This window comes from Lacticaseibacillus zeae subsp. silagei, from assembly GCF_030770335.1.
GTDB classification, from domain to species: domain Bacteria; phylum Bacillota; class Bacilli; order Lactobacillales; family Lactobacillaceae; genus Lacticaseibacillus; species Lacticaseibacillus zeae.
The window spans coordinates 93,831-111,613 of sequence record NZ_CP132484.1 but is presented as its reverse complement, the minus strand read 5'-3'; the positions used below and the strand labels follow the sequence as shown (position 1 = coordinate 111,613).

The window sequence follows — 17,783 nt, the reverse complement described above, 5'->3', positions numbered from 1 at the left end:
AAGGGGCACTTTCCCAAAGATCTAAACGTCAAACAAGTATTTATACAACGACCTGACAATAGCAAGATGCGAATCCTGATCGTTAGTCCTGTCAGTCCCAAGCCGCTGGCAACGGGTGTACTTTGGTTACACGGTGGCGGCTATGCGGTTGGTCTTCCAGAAACGGATTTACATTATGCAAGAAAGATTCAAAACATTTCCAATTCAGTTGTCGTGATGCCTGACTATCGCCGGTCAACGGAAGCACCTTTTCCAGCAGCACTTGCTGATGCTTATCTTACATTGGTTTGGTTAAAGGAACATGCAACAGCGCTCGGCGTTAATCCCTTGCAGTTGTTTGTTGGCGGAGAAAGCGCTGGTGGCGGTCTCACAGCAGCATTGACATTATACGCACGTGATCAAAATCAAATTAAAATTGCTTTTTAAATGCCACTGTATCCCATGCTGGATGACCAGCCAACTCCTTCGTCTCTGCATAATGACGCATCGGTATGGGATGAACGCAGCAATGTCAATGCATGGAAACTATATTTAGGCAATGACTACGGACATGAAAACGTGTCAGAATATGCGGCTCCGGCAAGAGCAAAGTCTTATGAAAATCTACCACCCACCTATACCTTCATCGGAACCATTGAGCCGTTTTATCAGGAGACGCTAACATACATTTTTGCATTAAGAAAAGCTGGCGTCAAAGCTCAAATTGATATTTACAAAGGGGCATTTCACTCCTTCGATTTTTTCGCTTCCCGAACCCAATTAGCCCAAGCCGCAACAAAAAAATGGCAGAAAGCGTTTAAATATGCGTCAAACCATTACTACTCAACAAAATAAATTCTGTCATTTGCTTAAATTCTAAAAGAGGCATTGAAATCCCGAAAAAACCGGAATTTCAATGCCTTTTCTTGAACTCACTACTCGTACTTAAGAATGAGTCCTGGCCATTTCCCTTAAGTAAGCAGTTAATAACAGCACATTTCTTAGACAACACAATCACCTGCAGCGAGAACCTCCAAAAGCTTGGTTAAATCGCTGTGGGGGTACAACTGGTCTTTAAGCTTAACAAGTTTCTCATAAGACCTATTATCTTGTCCATAATCATCAAGATAATTTTTAAACGCTTCATTACGCGTATATGGCGCAACATCAGGACGTTCCCAGACATCGAGCAGCGTTCTTTCCACCGAGTAAGTTGGCACAAAATTCATATGAGGCGTTTCAACAGAGACAATCCCCGGCGAATAGCGACTTGAGACATAATAGATGGGCACAATACCGTGCTCCTCTAATCGTGAGTGATGATAGCCATATGGGAAAGCCATGACGAATCGATTCGGCATTAAATCAGTCAACCCAAACAGATACAACGAAGTTTCAAGCGCAAAAACGCCCCTGCTATAGCGTTGCGAAAGAATCGCAAAATCATCCCATGTATAACCATCTTCAATATAAACGCCGCGCGCCTCACGCGAAATCCGGCCATTCTTGATAGCTTGTGTAAGCATTGACGAAGAAACGCCGTAACGGGATGCCGTGCCACTGACGAAGGTATGATGTTTCTCCAACAATGCATCGAGTCCTTTACCTTCAGTCATAAACAACCTCCTCATTTTGTTTCTATATACCTTGTATATTCAATATACAAGGTATATAGAAACAATTCAAGGAAAAGCTGTTTGAACGGGAAAAGTTGACTCCCGTCTCTGACCTCTTTAAAGCAGTCACGAACAACACCAAAAATGACTCGCAGTCAGAAAAAATCCAGACTGCGAGTCATTTTAAAATACTATGAAATCGCGAATTGCTGATGCCTCAACGCTTCATTCTACTCTTGTTTCGCCTTACCTTTCTCATGCAGGAACCAAGCAAGACCAACAATACCAGCAAGCAAGGCAAGTGCTACTACCGTAACTGCCAGCGACAGTTGTGATTCGCCTGTGTTTGGGTACTTGTTCTTGTTCGAGCTAGACGAAGCTTCACTTGCCGGATTGGTTTGATCAGTTGCGGTGGAACTTGGTGTCGCGCTGCTTGATGATGAGGAAGGTGCCTGGCTGGCGCTTGACGAGTCGCTGCCGCCTGTTGATGGCAGTTGGCCACCTGCTGCCATGAGGTTGTTTTTCGCGGCTTGAAGTGCGGTGACTGCGGCGTCTAATTCTTGCTGACTCGGTTTTCCTGCCAACAACTTCTGGGCAGCGGTGAAGGCTTGCTGGAAAGTGGTCCAACTATCATTCGTGTAGTCGGCTTCTTTGAGTGCTTGCGTTGCCTTGACCAGTTGCGTCAACGGATCGCGGTTAACGGTGATGGCTGCCTTTTTGAAGGTTGCGACGGCTTGGTTGAGGGTTGAAACCGCGTTGGTCACATCAGCTTTGGAAGCAGACGCGTCGGTGAGAACCTTTTTGGCTGCGGTGATGGCGTCCTTCAAGGTTGTCACGGCAGCAGCCGGATAGTTGCCTTCATGCTCGCCGGTGACGGCTGCATCGCTGAGGGTTTGTGCTGCATCGACTGCTGCTTGCAAGGCTGATTTATCCGGCTTGGTATCCGAATTAACCGTTAAGCCATCATAGGCATCATTTAGCTTCTGCAAAGCATCATCGACATCGGTTTGAACTGCTTTGTTGTCAGCTAACACTTTCTGGGCATTTTCCAATGCGGACTGGAACGTCTTCCAGCTATCGTCAGTGTACTTATTGTCCGTGTTGGTGACGGTTTTGTCTTTGTCGTAGGTTGTCTGAAGTGCCGACTTATCGGTTTTTTCGCCATTAGTTGATGTCAAACCGTTATAGGCGTCGTTCAGTTTTTGCAAAGCGGCGTCAACGTCTGTCTGGGTTGCATCATTGTTGGCCAAAACCGTTTGTGCGCCTGCCACAGCTGTCTGGAAAGTCTTCCAGCTGTCAGCGGTGTACTTGTTGTCGGTGTTGGTGACCGCTTTGTCCTTGTCATAGGCTGCTTGTAACTTCGACTTGTCTGGCTTGGTTGTCGGACTTGGGGTCAAGCCGGCATAAGCCGTATTCAGATTTTTCAGCGCGGTGTCGATGTCTGCCGATGTTGCATCGGTGTTCGACAAGACCTTCTGGGCCGCTGTCAGTGCGGTCTGGAGTGCCGACCAACTGTCAGCCGTATACTTGTTGTTCGAATTGGTGACGTCTTTTGTCTTGTCATAGGCCTTCTGTAACGCGGACTTGTCTGGGCTGAGTGCCAACCCGTCGTATGCTGTATTCAGATTCTTCAGCGCGGTGTCAACATCTGACTGCGTTGCGCTGCTGTTCGCCAAAACGTTCTTGGCAGCAGACAAGGCTGTCTGGAAAGCATTCCAGCTGGCAGTCGTGTACTTGTTGCTGGTGTTGGTCGTGTCTTTGTCCTTGTCATAAGCAGTCTGCAAGGCGCTAAAATCAACACTGTTTTCACCAGGCACCACGCCGACATAGTCCACGGCTAACGTACCGCTTTTGACGGTAAACGTTACGGTGTGTTGGCCATCCTTTAGATTGCGCAGCGTGTACGCCTGCTCAAGGTTGCCGGTTTTATTAGTAGCCGCATTGGTGGCCACCTGTTTGCCGTCCACGGTCACATCCAACTTAGCCGAGCCGTCGTTGCTGCCGCAGATGTCCAAACCGGTACCATTGAACGTATACGTTAGCGTTGCGCCAGCGCCGGTGCTCTTGGAAATGGTCCGATCACGTACGTACATGCCTTGACCGTTTTCGTGGGTCCATTGATTGTTATAAACCAATTCTTTTTGCGGTTTAGCTGACGTGTCATACATTTCCAGGTCGTCGAGCTGTTGTGAATAATACGGCGTGTAGCCTTTAACCTTTTCGACTTTCAAATTGTCAAAGTCAGTATGGTAATAACCACTTCCGAGTGTAACCCGCCCGGAAAGTTGCGTCGTAACTTTGCCGGATGCGACTTCATGGCCATCGATAGACGCGGTGATCGTATTGCCGGCTGCTTGAACCGCAATGTTGTGCCATGCCGTATTGGCAGTATCAAAACCGGAGATCTTGGTGCCGCCTTGGCCGGTCGCAACATTCCCGGTAATAGTTTGACTACCAATGTGCAGCGACCAACCGCCGTCCTGCCAGAACTTCAGATAAGCTGCCGGCCCGGAATCAGCTTGCTGGCGGACACCGATTGAAGCGTAATTGGCGCTGCCATACGTGCCTTTATCTTCAAACGAAACATCGGTGCTGGCTTTGTAGTTCATCCAGCGATTGTCGCCGATCCAGGCAATTGGATCACCGCCGTTCCACGCCCCACCAGGCGCCACAACGGTTGAATCCAACTGCTGACGGAGAACATAGTTGCCGGACTTGGCATGGCTCGATTGATAACCTTCAAGCGTGCCGTTGCGATTGAACGTATAGAGCGGGTAAAAGCCGGAATTGCCACCACGCGAATTGATGAAGTCTTCGGTTTGCGTCGTATTGCTGGTTCCATCGGCGTTCAAAGTTGCCACCTTTTTCCCGACGTATTCGTAGTTGTCGGCATAAAGGGTGTCATCTGAAGTGTCATGGCCTTTGCCGTTTGTATCGGTATCCAGCACGGTACGCTCTTTATCCGATGGGGTAGCAACGTCTTGCTTCAGATCATTATCTTTTGCTTTATCCAGCGTGGTGACGGTCATCATTGACCACGGCTTCACGGTGACCGTGTAAACCCCTTTGCTATCGGCACTGACATCGCCCACGTGCTTGAGGTAATTGCTGTTATATGCATCAGTTGCGGTCGAATCAGCCGCGCGGGTTTCCCACTCTTCCAGCGACGGGTTGCCTTTATAGCCCATATTGGTCGCTGAAATCTGGTAATGCTTCGTGTACTTGCTGTCGTTGACAATGACCGTCGAAAAGTTCTTCTTATCCGGCGAAGCAAGAGTTAAGTAATTGGCTAAGCCATTGCGGCCGTTGACAGGATTAGATCCGGTGGCTGTCGAAGCACTGGCTTGGGAAACTGCCCGCCAAACGCCGGAAGTATTGTCGCTATTTTCCCAGCCGAGTTTGGCAAACTTGCTGAACTGCGCCAGAACGTCAAGCGCGACATCGTTGTTCGTCCAACCTGACCACGGATCAGTTGCCTGCAGCACACTCTTCGAAGAATACTGCCCGCCTTCATAAAAGGCTGCAATGGCTGGCTGATAAATGAAGTTTGTCCGCCGTGAATCGGTGAAGCCTTTGACAATGGTGTTGGCCATTTCTAGCGAACTCCCATTACCGCCGATCCCAGTGCCTGAGTTAGGCCGATAATCGGAATTGCCAAAAGTTGCCTGGGCTTCACTATTCCAGACTTCCTTGTTGTACTTGTCCGCCAGGGTTGTAAAGCTTTTGGCACTGTCGTCTTCAGTTGAATAGTGATAGCCGGCTGCGGTGATGGCGTTGCGCAGCGATGAATCCGATACCATCTTTTTACCGAAGCTTCCGACGCCGACTTCATCTGAAATCACAACTTTGATGTTGTTATAAAGTTTGCGTTCGGTATCGTTCTTGAAGCCAGTCGTGTCGGTTTTGACCCGATTGGCGTATTCCTTCGCCCAGGTCAGATCCGGTGCGTGCTCGTTTAATCCAGGGTTGACGTAATCGACCATGTAGCCGTATTTACGATACGCGGCCAAAATCGAATTCTTGTACCAGGTGTAAATCTGGTCGTTGGTTTTGGCCCACCCCGGTGCATTCCATCGCAGAATCGTCACCTTGAGATTCGGGTTGAGTTTCTTGGCGTCAGCGGCCAGCTGAAAACCTTGATCACGAGTCACGTTGGCGCTTTCCGATTCGGTTCGTTGGGTAGCAGGCTCCGAACCGGTGGAGTTGTTGCGATCGTTACCCATTTCCAGTTTGACGTTGGTCATCAGGGGCTGACTGCCGCCAAACAAGGTTTTCATCATTTTGGCATAAACGTCAGGGTGCTCTGACTTGTAATCCATCAGCAAGGCGCTGGTTCCATTGCCGCTGAGAACCCCGAAGCCTTTAAACGTGAGCCCATTGGTGTTGTTGCTGGCAATATCGTTCCCGTCCAGCTTAACGGTGACAGGATCTTCCGGATTCTGCGTTGCCGCGCGGGTCGCCGACGGTATCATCAAAAATAAAACCATGGATGCTGCCGCGACAGCTGTTGCAATGCTGGCCCAAAGCCATTTTTTACTAAAGCCTTTGGGCCGCCAGCCAATTATCTTTGCTTTCATTTGCTCGTTTTCCTCCCATTTTGAACGTGACCTAACGTGATTAAGCGCCGGTTTTCGCGTTACGATGTCGTCTACGGTTCACTGTCAGAAAAGTAGGCAAGCCCCCTTGAATAGTCAAACGTTAAATCGCTTACTGAATGCGCTTACTAAAAGAACTCATATATTAGTATACATGTTGAAGTATTGATGACAACAATTTTTATAAATTTATTTCAAATTTGTTTGTATAAAAACAATGTACCGCCTGTCATGAAGCGTTTTCTACCACCAAAAAATTTTTATCAGCTGAATGAGAGGCCTTTCAAGAAAAAAACAAACAAGACTGGGTCACAATTCATAGCCACGCTAAAAAAGATGAACATATTCTCGTCGTTATCGAGAGTATGTTCATCTTTTGTTTCTATGGGGTAATTGGTAAGGTTATTTAAGATGTGAGTGCCAAAGCGGAGCAATCGTAGGCCAGATGGGGCTCAGCCGTGCAAACAACACAGCGACTGGACTTGTCGCTGATGTTGTTAGGCGACTTTGAGACAGCGGGCTTCTGGCTCAAAGCGCCGTCTCCGCTCTAGCTTCGCGTCGCCAGCCCCAGCTGGCCGGAGATTGCGGAGTTTGGCACGGCTTGGAACTTATTGCCTAAGCTTTTTTATTGTTCGGGATTCACTCATCTAAGAACGTTCTCGTAAAATTATGGCTTAGATTGTTTGGCATTGGTCATGCGAAACGACACCCATCAGATAGCGCCGGATGGGTGCAGCATCGCTAAATGAACCTTTAGTTTGACGCGGAAATCAAGTTACTTGGCCTTATAATCCAACGGCAGCTTGTTCCAGCGATCGTGGTAGAAGAAGGCGGCTTCTTTCGGCTGACGATCGCGGGTGAAGATGCCTTTCTTGTTACCGTTGACCCGCATGTTACCTTCAACGGTCTGGAAGTCAGCAAGGTTCCATACTTGTTCGCCTTTAATAAAGTCATAGTCATCAAAGACGCGGCTGAACATTTTCAGCACTTCAACTTGATACTCTTCAGTCCACATTACGCTTGGCAGCTTGTGCAAGCCAGCTTCGGTGTCGGCACCGAACTCGGTGAAGACAACCGGCTTCGTGACGCCGGCCTTTTGCCACTTGTCCATTTCATCGCGCAGACCGGCTTCCCCATCGGAAATCTGGTAGCCGCCAAAATGATACCAGCCAGGATACCGATTGAGCATGTAAAAGTCTGGGAAGTCGAGCACTTTCGACGTTTCGATGGTGTCGTCTTCACTCAGGGTAAAGGTCCGCGGCCGACTTTGTGGGTCAAGATCCTTGGACTCGTCGAAAATTTGTTTGAAGTAAGGAACCGCATTTTCATCAATCGTATCAGGTTCGTTGAAGAGGCTCCATGCCAGAACGGATGGGTGGTTCTTATCGCGCTTGATCAAATCACGGATCTGATCAATGTGGCGTTCATGCAGCTTTTTAAGCCATGGCCCCTTGAAGAAGGACTGGTTCAAGCCACCAAGAAAGGCTGCCGCGGCCATTTTGAAACCAACCGCTGGCACTTCATCTGTCAGCAAGAACCCTTCTTCATCAGCGATCTTATAAACCTGTTCGTCATATGGATAGTGCGAGGTACGGAAGGAGTTCGCGCCGATCCACTTCATCAAGGCGAAGTCCTTCTTTTCAACGTTCAGGTCAAAAGCACGGCCGGCAAATGGCGAATCTTCGTGACGGCCGAAGCCTTTCAGGTAGATTGGCTTGTCGTTGACCAGAATATCGGTACCGGAAATCTTGATCGTCCGAATCCCGATGCGATCGGTATAAGTATCAACCGGCGTCTGCGCGTCATCGCCAACTTGAATGGTCAGGGTGTAGAGATAAGCGTTGCGTACCTGCCAGAGATGGGCGTTCTTAACCTGCAAAGCGCCTTCCTTGCCTTGAGCGGTTGCGACAACCTGGCCGTCAGCATCTGCCAGACTAACCGTTACAGGGGCATCCCCGTTGGTTGTCACCGTATAGTTCACGGTGGCGTCTTGGCCATTTAATTCAAACGTGGTGGTGTAATCCAACACCCGCTCCTGTGGCAACGTCAGCAAATGAACGGACCGGTTCAAGCCGGAGTAATTATAGAAGTCAAAGAATGGGCGAACCATTTTCTTCCCATTGCGCAACGTGATCGTGTCGCCGGCTGGTAAAGCTTCGCGGGACAATTCGTTATTGCCTTTGACGACCACAGTGTTTTCGGCGCCGTAATGAACGGCGGTGCTGATGTCCGCGGCGAATGGTAGGAAGCCGCCTTCATGCGACCGAATTTCTTTGCCGTTCACAAAAATCGTTGCTCGGTGGGTAACGGCATCAAACCGTAGAAACAGTGCTTTGCCTTTAGCCGAAGACGGAACGAAAAACTTGCGGCTATACCAGAAATCCCCGGTATATTCGCGACTCGCTTTATCGGTAAAGAAGTCATTGAAACTAGCCGGTACCGGCATCGAAACGCCATCGTGAAAGCCGGTCTCCCAGCCATCTTTCACGCCTTGCTTCGTTTCATCAAACTTAAATTGCCAAAGTCCATCCAGTTTCTGATCAGTGCGCTGATCATTTGTCACTGGGTACAACAACGATGTTTCCATGCAAAAAGCCTCCATTTCAAGTTTTACGAGCACGTTTTCTGAAATCGCTTTCACCTTGTAGTGTACTTATTTTAGTAAAACTTGTCAATGGCTATTTTGTTTGTGTCTCAAAATTCTGATATATGAGTTAATGACGCGTTTGTGAATTTAGGTGAGATTTAATTATTTGTTTTTACTAAAAAATCCTTGCCGTACCAAACTACGCAATCTCCGGCGGGGCCAAGGGCTGGCGACCGCGAAGCTAGAGTGGTGGGCACGACTTTGAGCCTCAGCAAAACCGGCTGAGTCTCAAAGCTCGGCCTTGTACTACGCTGGGAAGACCGCCCAGCTAGTACAATCTCACCACTGAGCCCGCCCCGCCTACGATTGCTCCGCCTTGGCACTAATAATATCTATAAACCTCAATAACCTAATACCTAATCTACAGAAAAAACAGATGAGTTTATAAGTGCTCATCTGCTTTTTGCTCAACATCTTTGAATTATGACTCAACACAGCACGCTCTTTACTCTTAGGCCCACCCTAACAACCGCAAAACAGCCATAGAAGCCACACCCGCGACAACAACGGCGAATAAACTTTTAGTGATGATCGCAACGCCGATGGCTGGCAGGGACGCGAATAAATTGGGCCAGTTGACGCTAGGCCAGTGACCGACGTGGATGACGAGGAGATTTTCTACAAAAATAGCTGAGAGGATGGCTACCGGAACAAAACTCAAGAAGTGCAGTAGCCACTTGGGGATCGTCATGCGTTTGACCAAAACGATCGGCACCACGCGTAAGAGCCAGGTTGCTAGTCCGCAGCTCAGGATTGCGATCAATGTGTCAGGATTTTGCATGACGTTCTACCCCCATTCCAAATAAACAGCCAATCACCGTCGCGACAATAATCGCGGTTGTGCCGGGTAAATAACGCACCAGTAGCACCATGGCGACGGCGACCACTCCGGCGACACTCAAATGCCGCAGGAACGGTTTTGACCGGTCCGTAATCATCTGTAGGTAAAGCAGCCCGATGAACATCGCGACAACGGCGAAATCCAAGCCGAAATTGTCCGGATTGGGAATCATCCCGCCGATGACGGCACCTAAAAGACTCGCAACAAACCATACTAAGTAAGCCCCGACATTGACCGTATGGAACCATGGCGCATTCAGATGGTGGTTAGTGTAATTGAGTTTGTTCATCGACAACGCAAAACTTTCGTCTGTCAGCAAGGTACCGATCAGCACATTCTGAGTCATCGATTCATCTTTTAAATAAGGTGCCACGGTCATGGACATCAAACTCATCCGCGCGTTAATCAAAGCAGTCGAAATTACCATGGCGCCAACCGGGCTGCCGGCAGCCAACATGCTTACCAATACGAATTGCGCCGATCCGGCATACACGATCAGCGACATGAGCCCGATCATCAGCAGCGATAAGTGGCCGGTTTTTGCCACAATTCCATAAGCCATCCCCACCGTAATATAGCCAAACACTGTTGGCATGACATCATGGATGCCACTTCGAATCGTCAGCTCATCGTTCATTCCGGTCCCTCCGTCATTAGTATATTAATGTTAGTGTACTATTTACTAAGAAGGTTGCAACCGAAATCTAATGAAAAATGCTGAGCCTGCTCGCAAAAATCGTGTCCTCAACGTCAACACCCGATCACGCTGAAAGAGTATTTCCCAGCATGATCGGGTGTTGAGGTTTACCTATGAAAAAATGAACGGCATATACCGCAAGCAGCAAAAAGTGTAACTACCCTAAAGAACCATTTGCTAAAAAATGATGTTACCTCTATTACCCATACCAAGATATTGCGCCGCAACCTGGGTCAGAAAGTCGACAACCTTAGGCGACAATTTTCGGCCAATCGCTAAGGGTTGCAGGCCGGTTCTAATTTCGTAGGCAATTCCTTCCTCATTGTTGCCTTTTTGTCTCCGCTCTTCGGCATGTTTCAAAATTTCCAACTCCGGACCGGTGGTGGTTGGATCGGCGATAAGCGCCGGCAGTTGGCTTAAAACTGATTCTTTTCTTTTCATTTCGGACACCTTCCTAACTAACAAAAATCTTTCTTCACGCCTGCCCATCAGGTGTTACCTTAAAGTTATGTTTCAACTGCGGCCAAACATGCTCGTCGGCCCACGCAATGATCACGCCATTGCCCAAAAACGAGAACACCGTTGCCACATTAATCCCCAGCAGTTTACCGGTCGCGATCCAAGCCACAATAGCCACAATGATAGGTGGAATGAAATCGGCAATCTGTGAGGCGGTTGCGTTGCCTTTGAAATACAGAAATCGCAAAATATTGGTCGTGTCATCGTTAGGATGCATAATAATGTTGGCGCGCTGATACAATGAGATCGCTACGCAAAAGCAGAAAACTCCGAAGCAGGAAACAAAGATTCGAGCCAGCACCGACCAGCTGCCAAGGCCGAGCCACGTGAACACCCAAGTAAAGACATTGACAAAATAACTAAAAAACAGCGTGTAAATGATTTCGCCAATCAAGCGGGGCCAATCCCAATGGTGGATGAGGATTAAGTTGGTCAAGGCGTTAAGCACGCCAAACGTGAACAGCACGGCGCCGATGTTCCAGCCTTGCCAATCGTTGAGGTTAATCGCCGCTGCCGTCCACAGCCCGCTGCCCATCGCGCCGACAATACAAAGTCCGTTTCCGGCAGCATTCAGCACAAGTCCGACAACCAAACCGATCCAGCGTTCTGTTTTTGTATTTTTAATGAACTGACCTTCTTTCTACGCTGTTGTCTTTTCTGAAACATCTTCTCGACCATTATAAACGCCCAACCGCATTGATGAGAACTCATTAGTGCGATTGGGCGGTATTTTTGGTGAACGTGTTAAGATGTGTGACTGTGTTTGACGCGCATTCACGGCAAAAGTCAGCCGTTTTTTTTACAGCTCGCCACCTTTTTCAAACGTCGGCGTCATTTTCTCTGCCCGAATGCAAACCAACCGATGCAGTAGGTATTGCAAATCGTTCGTGATTGTTGCGGCGGTTTCGGCATTCAATTCGTCGTGCCAAGCTGGCAGGTCCTCCGGTTTCACATCAGAGAATCCTTCGTCACCTTTCGCCACTGCCGCGCGCCCTGCTGCGAAACCAAACTTGCGACTTTCCGAAACGGCTACTTCGGCATCCCAATTGTGTTCAGCGAATAACGGATCAGCAACCATCGCAATCAGCTTGTTCAGCCAATAAAAGCTGGCCGTCGAACTTTTGTCGGTCGGCGTGTACTGGAAGTTGTCCGGTGTAGTCGTGCAGTTGGCGAAGAACGGTACCGGCGTGTTGAAGATGTTGACGCCTTCTGCAAGCCAATGAATCGCCGCGTGCGCTTTTGGCATGTTCGGCCGAATCTGCAAAATATGCATCTCCTGATTCCGATTCATCCCGATTGGCCGGTAACGCTTGCGGGTTTCCGGCGTGCCTGTCTGCCCGTATGGATCAAACTCCGTGGCTTGATAGTGACTACTCAGCACCAGCGCCACATCTTCAACCGAAATCAGGTGACTAGGCACCCGACTAAACGGCATGGTCCGGCTCTCGGGATCTTGCTCAACTTCCGGATTCAGCATTTTCTGGGCATACCAGACACGCGGCGTGTTGTAATAGTGATCCGCCTGGGTATCTTCACCGAAAATATCGCGGAAATTAAAGCCTTCCTTGGCCTTATTCAAGTGATAACGATCAGCAAAGTCTTTCAGATCGGTACTGTATTGAAAATGTTCCGGCGCATTAAAATCAATTTCCTGAATCCCGGTCTGGTTCGGCGCGAGGACATAACTGTCGTCGGGAATGCGTTCAGCCGCCCAATGATGGCCGCCAACCGTTTCAAAATACCAAATCTCGTTCGCATCGGAAAAGGCAATGCCGTTACTCTCACAAGTGCCATACTTGGTCACCAAATCACCCAGACGCTGCACACCTTCACGTGCGCTGTGAATATACGGCAGTACCACCGTCAGCATGGCTTCTTCGCCAATGCCATCTGGCTCAAGCGGATCCAGCCCCAGCATCGTGGTATTCGTAAACTCGGTCTCGGTCGCACTCATCGCCACATTGTCGCTATTGATCCCGGCCTCGCCCCATGTGCCATCGCTCGTGTCGGCCACCGGCGTACAGGTATACTGCAGTGGCGACTGCGGCAAATCCAACTGAAACCCATTAAACGTCGACACATACCGCTGCGGCTGCTCATCCGGCTTCACGACAATAAAACGCTTAGGATTAATCCCGCCAGCCGCATCCTCATTCCGGGCAATCATGGTCGACCCGTCAACCGACGCCTTCTTACCAACCAGCAACGCGGTACAACTCGAATGGTTCACAAAATGATTCATAGACCCGCTTCCTTTCAATTATTTTTATGATAGCACTGGTTGGGGTGCGGATTTTCAAAAAGTTGATTTACTCCCCAGTTGCATTCAAGTTAGCATCAAATGCATACATATCAGCTTGGCTATGCCACAATTCCCGAAAATAGGCTGATTGGCGAAGTAGTGAACTTTTCGTGCCAATGCCATCAATCTGCCCATCACGCATCAGAATGATTTTGTTGGCCAATGTCACCGCGCCGATTCTGTGGGTGATAAAAAGTGACGGCGTATCTCGAGACACTTGCTTGATCTTTGAAAATAGCCTTAGTTCTTTGATCGGATCCATGGCGGCTGAAGGTTCATCCAGAATCTGGTAAATGCCATGTTTGTACTGCGCTCTGGCAACGGCAATTTGCTGTCGCTGACCGCCACTGGGTTGAAAATCTTCCTGACTATAGGTGCCAATCGCCGTTTTCTCGTGATTCGGCAGGCGGTCGACCCACTCAGCAATACCGTTGTTCATCATGATGTCACGCAAGCGCCCCTGATCTTGGTCGACACTCGCCGAAATATTCTGGGCAATCGAGAAATCAAAAATGGCGTAATCCTGAAACACAACTTTAAACAACGCCAAGTAGTCTGCTTGAGTAAACTTAGAAATATCCTGACCATTGAACAGAATTTTCCCTTTCGTTGGTCGATACAAGCCCAATAACAATTTGATCAAGGTACTCTTGCCGCTTCCGTTCACACCGACTAATGCCGTAGCCCCTTGCAAATCAAGCTTTAGGGAAATATCGTGCAACACCTCCGGACCATCAGCATAGGCAAACGACACATGAACAAATTCAATCACATTCTTCGTTTGTAGCGGGAGTGTGGCATTGCCAGATGTGGCGGTAGGCTTTTCTGACGGTAAAATATCGCTAGCATACTGCATTTGATTCTGGAAACGAAGAAATTGTTGCCAAGTCGCAATCATCACACTAACGGCATTCGTCATCTGCACAACACTGCCAAACAAAGTATTCAACTGGCCAATCGGTAACAAGCCTTCTTTTATCTTAAAAACAACCAAGATGAACAACACGAGTGTTGCAAACGAAGCCATGACGGCCGTCACAATTTGCGACAGGCTATCGTTGATAATCAGCTTATGATTAGCACTTTTTTCACTTTTCCAAGTGGTTCGATACCGATTTTGAATCGGTTCGCGCAAGCCCCACATTTTAATGGCCTTGATATTCTCATACGAATTGACGATATTCATTAGAAAATAGTTCATCTTACGTTCCAAGTTCATTAGATACTTAAAGAGCTTGATGTTTGTGTGCGTCAATTTTTGATAGATCAGGACCAGTCCATACTCGCCCAGCAGGATCAGCAACAAAGACATAATAATGATAAGCGCCAACCTGCTGCTTTTTGTGGTCCCGACCATGACAATCCATCCAATCAGCCCCAAACCAGCAATAATCGTCACCAAGCTCTGTATGAGATTTTGAAATTGAGTAAAGAACGCCGGAATGCCGCCAGAGTAACGAAACGATGCTTCACTTTTCATCATCTTTGAAAAATACCCTTGTGTCTCGAGTTGCTGAAAATCAATCTTTTCCCACGCCTCATAAATCGCCGTCTTCAACCGCTCATTTGCGCGAACCGAGGCAATGTCCAAAAACCGCTGTAAAATGGCAGCCCCGACATAAGCCATTGCTGCCGCACTATAAAAGTACAAAACGATCCGTATAATCGACTGTGGCCGATTGGATAAAATTTGATTTAAGATCTGCGTGTTTCCCAAGATCACAATCAGTGGCGCGACCGCATTCAAGATACTTATCAACAGCGTTAAGCCGAATAAGCTCTTCCCGAAACGATAAATAAAGCGAACTGTTCCGACCGCGTGCCGAATTTCTGTTTTACGATGCTTCATGGCGGTCACCTCCAACATACAATGACCTCTGTGCCGACCAAAGTTTGCGATAATAATCACAGTTTGCTAAAAGCCAGCGGTGACTGCCAGAAGCGCTAACGGTGCCATCTTTCATGACCAAAATCTTAACATCTTCAGTTGCCAAAGCCCCCAGCCGATGCGTCACGATGATCGTTGTTTTCTGACTTAGCTTTGCGTCAACCAGTGCATAAAACTGCTTTTCACTAATCGGATCAAGCGCCGAAGTTGGCTCATCGAGGATATTAATATCCGCCTGACGATAAAGAACTCTGGCAAAAAGTATTTTGTCCTTTTGCCCACCGGAAAGTTGAATACCATTTTCATTCAACTCATTGCCAATGAATGTTTGAATCCCATTGGGCAGACCGGTGACAAAATCTCTCAATCCAACTTCATCAAGCACTGCTTCAACGCGCGCTGTATCAATCTGTTGCGGCGTTATACAAGCCACATTTTCTGCAATCGTAAAATGGAGGATCACGTCATCCTGAAACTCGACCGCCACTCGCTGGCGCATGGTTGCTGGCGCCCAGGTCGCGATGTCTTGACCATCAATCGACACCGACCCTGAACTCGGCGTATACAAACCGCAAAGTAATTTGATCAGCGTTGACTTGCCCGCGCCATTCTCACCGACAATCGCAACTTTCTCTCCTGGCTTGACGAAAAAATTGATGTCATGCACAAGCGCGGTACCATTCACCTGATAAGCAAGATGCTGGACTTCAATTTGACCTGACCCACTAACCTTCCGCTCTTTTGCGCCGCTGTCTTGGCGGTAAGGAAAGGCCATAAATTTTCGAAAATTGTCAACAAAAACCAAATTCTTCCCAACCGTCACATAAGCATCCCTAAAATTACCAAAGTTCAGGTTGAGTGTTTGGATGGCACTGATCGCAAAAAGTAGACTGGCAATCGAAACGTTTCGCAGCGCGATCAAGATTAACAACGACAACGCTAAGCCGATAACGTTAACCAGTCGCTGTCCTAGATTAATAATCAGCGAAAGATTTGAGTAATGGCGTTGCCAGGTCACCAGCTTTTGAATCAACGCTATAAAATGCTGATGAAAAAGATCAAACATCGCAAATAAGCGAATGTCTTTTCCCGTTGAGCGTTTCATCAACGTCCGCACAAAATAACTTTGATAACTGGTAATCCGATTTTGTTCACCTTTATGGTTGAAATACCATTGATTGCCGATGCGCTGAAACGCATATTGTAAAAGATTCAGTCCCAAGACAATGGCAGCTGGCCAAATACTCAAAATGCCCATCATGCCCAGCAGCACGATAATTTGGCAACCCGTTCGAATCAGCGTGACCGTCTGCGCGATGATCGCCCCAATCCCAACATTTTGCCCGTTGTAAATCGCTTCGTAAGCTTGATCAATAACCGCTTTTCCTTCTACCGAATCAATCAAACTTTGTCGCCAGCCAAAAATATGCTCAGAGAAAACCGGCACATAATCAAACCGAAAATCAAACGTCAGCAAAGTCAGGCGTTGTTGCAAAAATAAATCAAAGATTCTGATAGCATACACACCGACCCCAGCAAGCAAAATGATCAAAATCACCATAGCCAGCTTCAGGTCTTTCGTTTGGATAAGAACAACCGCGAGCGAAGGCAACAGCGATATCCCCGCAACATACACGCTCTCAACCAAACAAAGGCTCAATAAGATCACGACAAATTTGAGTCGATATTTAGCGGCAAATTTGGAAAATATGTAGAACCAGTTGCTTCTTTGACTCATAGCGGTCATTCCTTAATCAGAAATACGCGTCTAAAGGGCATGTTTGTTACGATCTGCGTTTTATGTTAAATAAATTAGAATGATTTGATATTAATGAGAAAATACTCCTAGAGCAACGACATGTCAACCTTCCCGAAATTGAAATAAACTAGAAAAAAGATCATGAAAACTCATTTCTACTACCAAAAAGAGCTAGCGGAAAGATGTTTTCATGATCTAGATCTGTCATGTTTGATCATTAATTTAATGAGACTCAATGTCAATCGGCTTCCCATGATCATACGTCTTCCGATCGTCATCCGTAATCTCTCGAACAACTCGACACGGTGAGCCGAATGCCACGACATTAGCCGGAATATCATGCGTAACTAAACTACCGGCGCCAATGACACTATTATCGCCGATCGTCACGCCGGGCATGACCGTGACATTCGCACCAAACCAGCAATTCCGGCCGACATGAATCGGTTTATTGTATTGATACCCCTGTTCACGCAAGCCCGGATCAATCGGATGCGTGGCGGTTACCAAGGTTACGTTGGGACCAAACATGGTTCGATCACCAACGTAAATATGCGTATCATCAACCAGCGTTAAATTGAAGTTTGCATAAATACCACTGCCAAAATGAACATGGGCGCCACCAAAGTTAGAATAGAACGGCGCTTCAACGTAACTTCTTTCACCGATTTCCGCAAACATCTTTTTAAGCTGGGCGAAACGTTCTTCCTGATGGGTTGCTGGAATGCGGTTATACACGGCCACTTCATCAATATCGGCCAGCTGTTCTTTTTGCAAATCCGCATCCATCGGCTGGTAGAGTGCGCCATTGTGCATTTTTTCTTGGATTGTCATGCGATGATCCTCCTTTTTTACTCGTTCTCTCGCTAAATCGTATCACAGTCTCGGTACTCACCATAATGAGCTTTCTAGTTTACTCAAAAGGCCACTGGACAAAATC

The 17,783-nt window shown here is 47.8% G+C and carries 11 protein-coding genes and 1 pseudogene; 1 reads left to right on the top strand and 11 read right to left on the bottom strand.

Going from position 1 to position 17,783, the window contains the following annotated elements; all coding sequences use genetic code 11:
• Positions 1–66: 66 nt before the first annotated feature.
• Positions 67–834, top strand: a pseudogene (locus LACZS1_RS00595) (alpha/beta hydrolase).
• Between the two features lie 146 nt (positions 835–980).
• Here the strand turns inward: LACZS1_RS00595 and LACZS1_RS00590 are convergent.
• The 11 genes from LACZS1_RS00590 to LACZS1_RS00540 form a co-directional block, all read right to left on the bottom strand.
• The gene (locus tag LACZS1_RS00590; protein ID WP_093997693.1) at positions 981–1,595 is read right to left on the bottom strand and encodes a type IV toxin-antitoxin system AbiEi family antitoxin domain-containing protein; all 615 of its coding nucleotides are present in this window, start codon (positions 1,593–1,595) and stop codon (positions 981–983) included.
• Between the two features lie 230 nt (positions 1,596–1,825).
• Positions 1,826–6,172: an FIVAR domain-containing protein gene (locus LACZS1_RS00585; protein WP_070650978.1), complete on the bottom strand. Its 4,347-nt coding sequence runs from the start codon at positions 6,170–6,172 to the stop codon at positions 1,826–1,828.
• A 793-nt stretch (positions 6,173–6,965) separates the two neighbouring features.
• A complete protein-coding gene (uidA, locus tag LACZS1_RS00580; protein ID WP_070650979.1) occupies positions 6,966–8,777 on the bottom strand; it encodes a beta-glucuronidase in 1,812 nt (603 codons plus the stop codon).
• A gap of 511 nt (positions 8,778–9,288) precedes the next feature.
• A complete protein-coding gene (locus tag LACZS1_RS00575; protein WP_010490208.1) occupies positions 9,289–9,618 on the bottom strand; it encodes an AzlD domain-containing protein in 330 nt (109 codons plus the stop codon).
• Positions 9,605–10,315 carry an AzlC family ABC transporter permease gene (locus LACZS1_RS00570; RefSeq protein WP_010490210.1) on the bottom strand — a complete coding sequence of 237 codons (711 nt, stop codon included), beginning with the start codon at positions 10,313–10,315 and terminating at the stop codon, positions 9,605–9,607. The genes LACZS1_RS00575 and LACZS1_RS00570 overlap by 14 nt, the downstream gene beginning before the upstream one ends.
• A gap of 237 nt (positions 10,316–10,552) precedes the next feature.
• Positions 10,553–10,816, bottom strand: coding sequence for a bacteriocin immunity family protein (locus LACZS1_RS00565; protein ID WP_070650981.1), 264 nt, complete (start codon positions 10,814–10,816; stop codon positions 10,553–10,555).
• 34 nt (positions 10,817–10,850) lie between these two features.
• Positions 10,851–11,486 (bottom strand): DUF6198 family protein, encoded by a 636-nt coding sequence (locus LACZS1_RS00560; RefSeq protein WP_070650983.1) that lies wholly within the window; start codon positions 11,484–11,486, stop codon positions 10,851–10,853.
• A 207-nt stretch (positions 11,487–11,693) separates the two neighbouring features.
• Positions 11,694–13,136: a C69 family dipeptidase gene (locus LACZS1_RS00555; protein WP_070650984.1), complete on the bottom strand. Its 1,443-nt coding sequence runs from the start codon at positions 13,134–13,136 to the stop codon at positions 11,694–11,696.
• A gap of 67 nt (positions 13,137–13,203) precedes the next feature.
• Complete coding sequence (locus tag LACZS1_RS00550) at positions 13,204–15,045, bottom strand: ATP-binding cassette domain-containing protein (protein WP_070650985.1); 1,842 nt, start codon at positions 15,043–15,045, stop codon at positions 13,204–13,206.
• The gene (locus LACZS1_RS00545) at positions 15,032–16,822 is read right to left on the bottom strand and encodes an ABC transporter ATP-binding protein (protein ID WP_070650986.1); all 1,791 of its coding nucleotides are present in this window, start codon (positions 16,820–16,822) and stop codon (positions 15,032–15,034) included. Before LACZS1_RS00545 ends, LACZS1_RS00550 begins: the two co-directional genes overlap by 14 nt.
• 243 nt (positions 16,823–17,065) lie before the next feature.
• Positions 17,066–17,677, bottom strand: coding sequence for a sugar O-acetyltransferase (locus LACZS1_RS00540; protein WP_070650987.1), 612 nt, complete (start codon positions 17,675–17,677; stop codon positions 17,066–17,068).
• Positions 17,678–17,783 lie beyond the last annotated feature (106 nt).

Bases quoted from the DNA above. Each gene is read 5' to 3' on its own strand.
- LACZS1_RS00590 (WP_093997693.1), bottom strand. From the start codon at position 1,595: ATGACTGAAGGTAAAGGACTCGATGCATTGTTGGAGAAACATCATACC.
- LACZS1_RS00585 (WP_070650978.1), bottom strand. From the start codon at position 6,172: ATGAAAGCAAAGATAATTGGCTGGCGGCCCAAAGGCTTTAGTAAAAAA.
- uidA (WP_070650979.1), bottom strand. From the start codon at position 8,777: ATGGAAACATCGTTGTTGTACCCAGTGACAAATGATCAGCGCACTGAT.
- LACZS1_RS00575 (WP_010490208.1), bottom strand. From the start codon at position 9,618: ATGCAAAATCCTGACACATTGATCGCAATCCTGAGCTGCGGACTAGCA.
- LACZS1_RS00570 (WP_010490210.1), bottom strand. From the start codon at position 10,315: ATGAACGATGAGCTGACGATTCGAAGTGGCATCCATGATGTCATGCCA.
- LACZS1_RS00565 (WP_070650981.1), bottom strand. From the start codon at position 10,816: ATGAAAAGAAAAGAATCAGTTTTAAGCCAACTGCCGGCGCTTATCGCC.
- LACZS1_RS00555 (WP_070650984.1), bottom strand. From the start codon at position 13,136: ATGAATCATTTTGTGAACCATTCGAGTTGTACCGCGTTGCTGGTTGGT.
- LACZS1_RS00550 (WP_070650985.1), bottom strand. From the start codon at position 15,045: ATGAAGCATCGTAAAACAGAAATTCGGCACGCGGTCGGAACAGTTCGC.
- LACZS1_RS00545 (WP_070650986.1), bottom strand. From the start codon at position 16,822: ATGAGTCAAAGAAGCAACTGGTTCTACATATTTTCCAAATTTGCCGCT.
- LACZS1_RS00540 (WP_070650987.1), bottom strand. From the start codon at position 17,677: ATGACAATCCAAGAAAAAATGCACAATGGCGCACTCTACCAGCCGATG.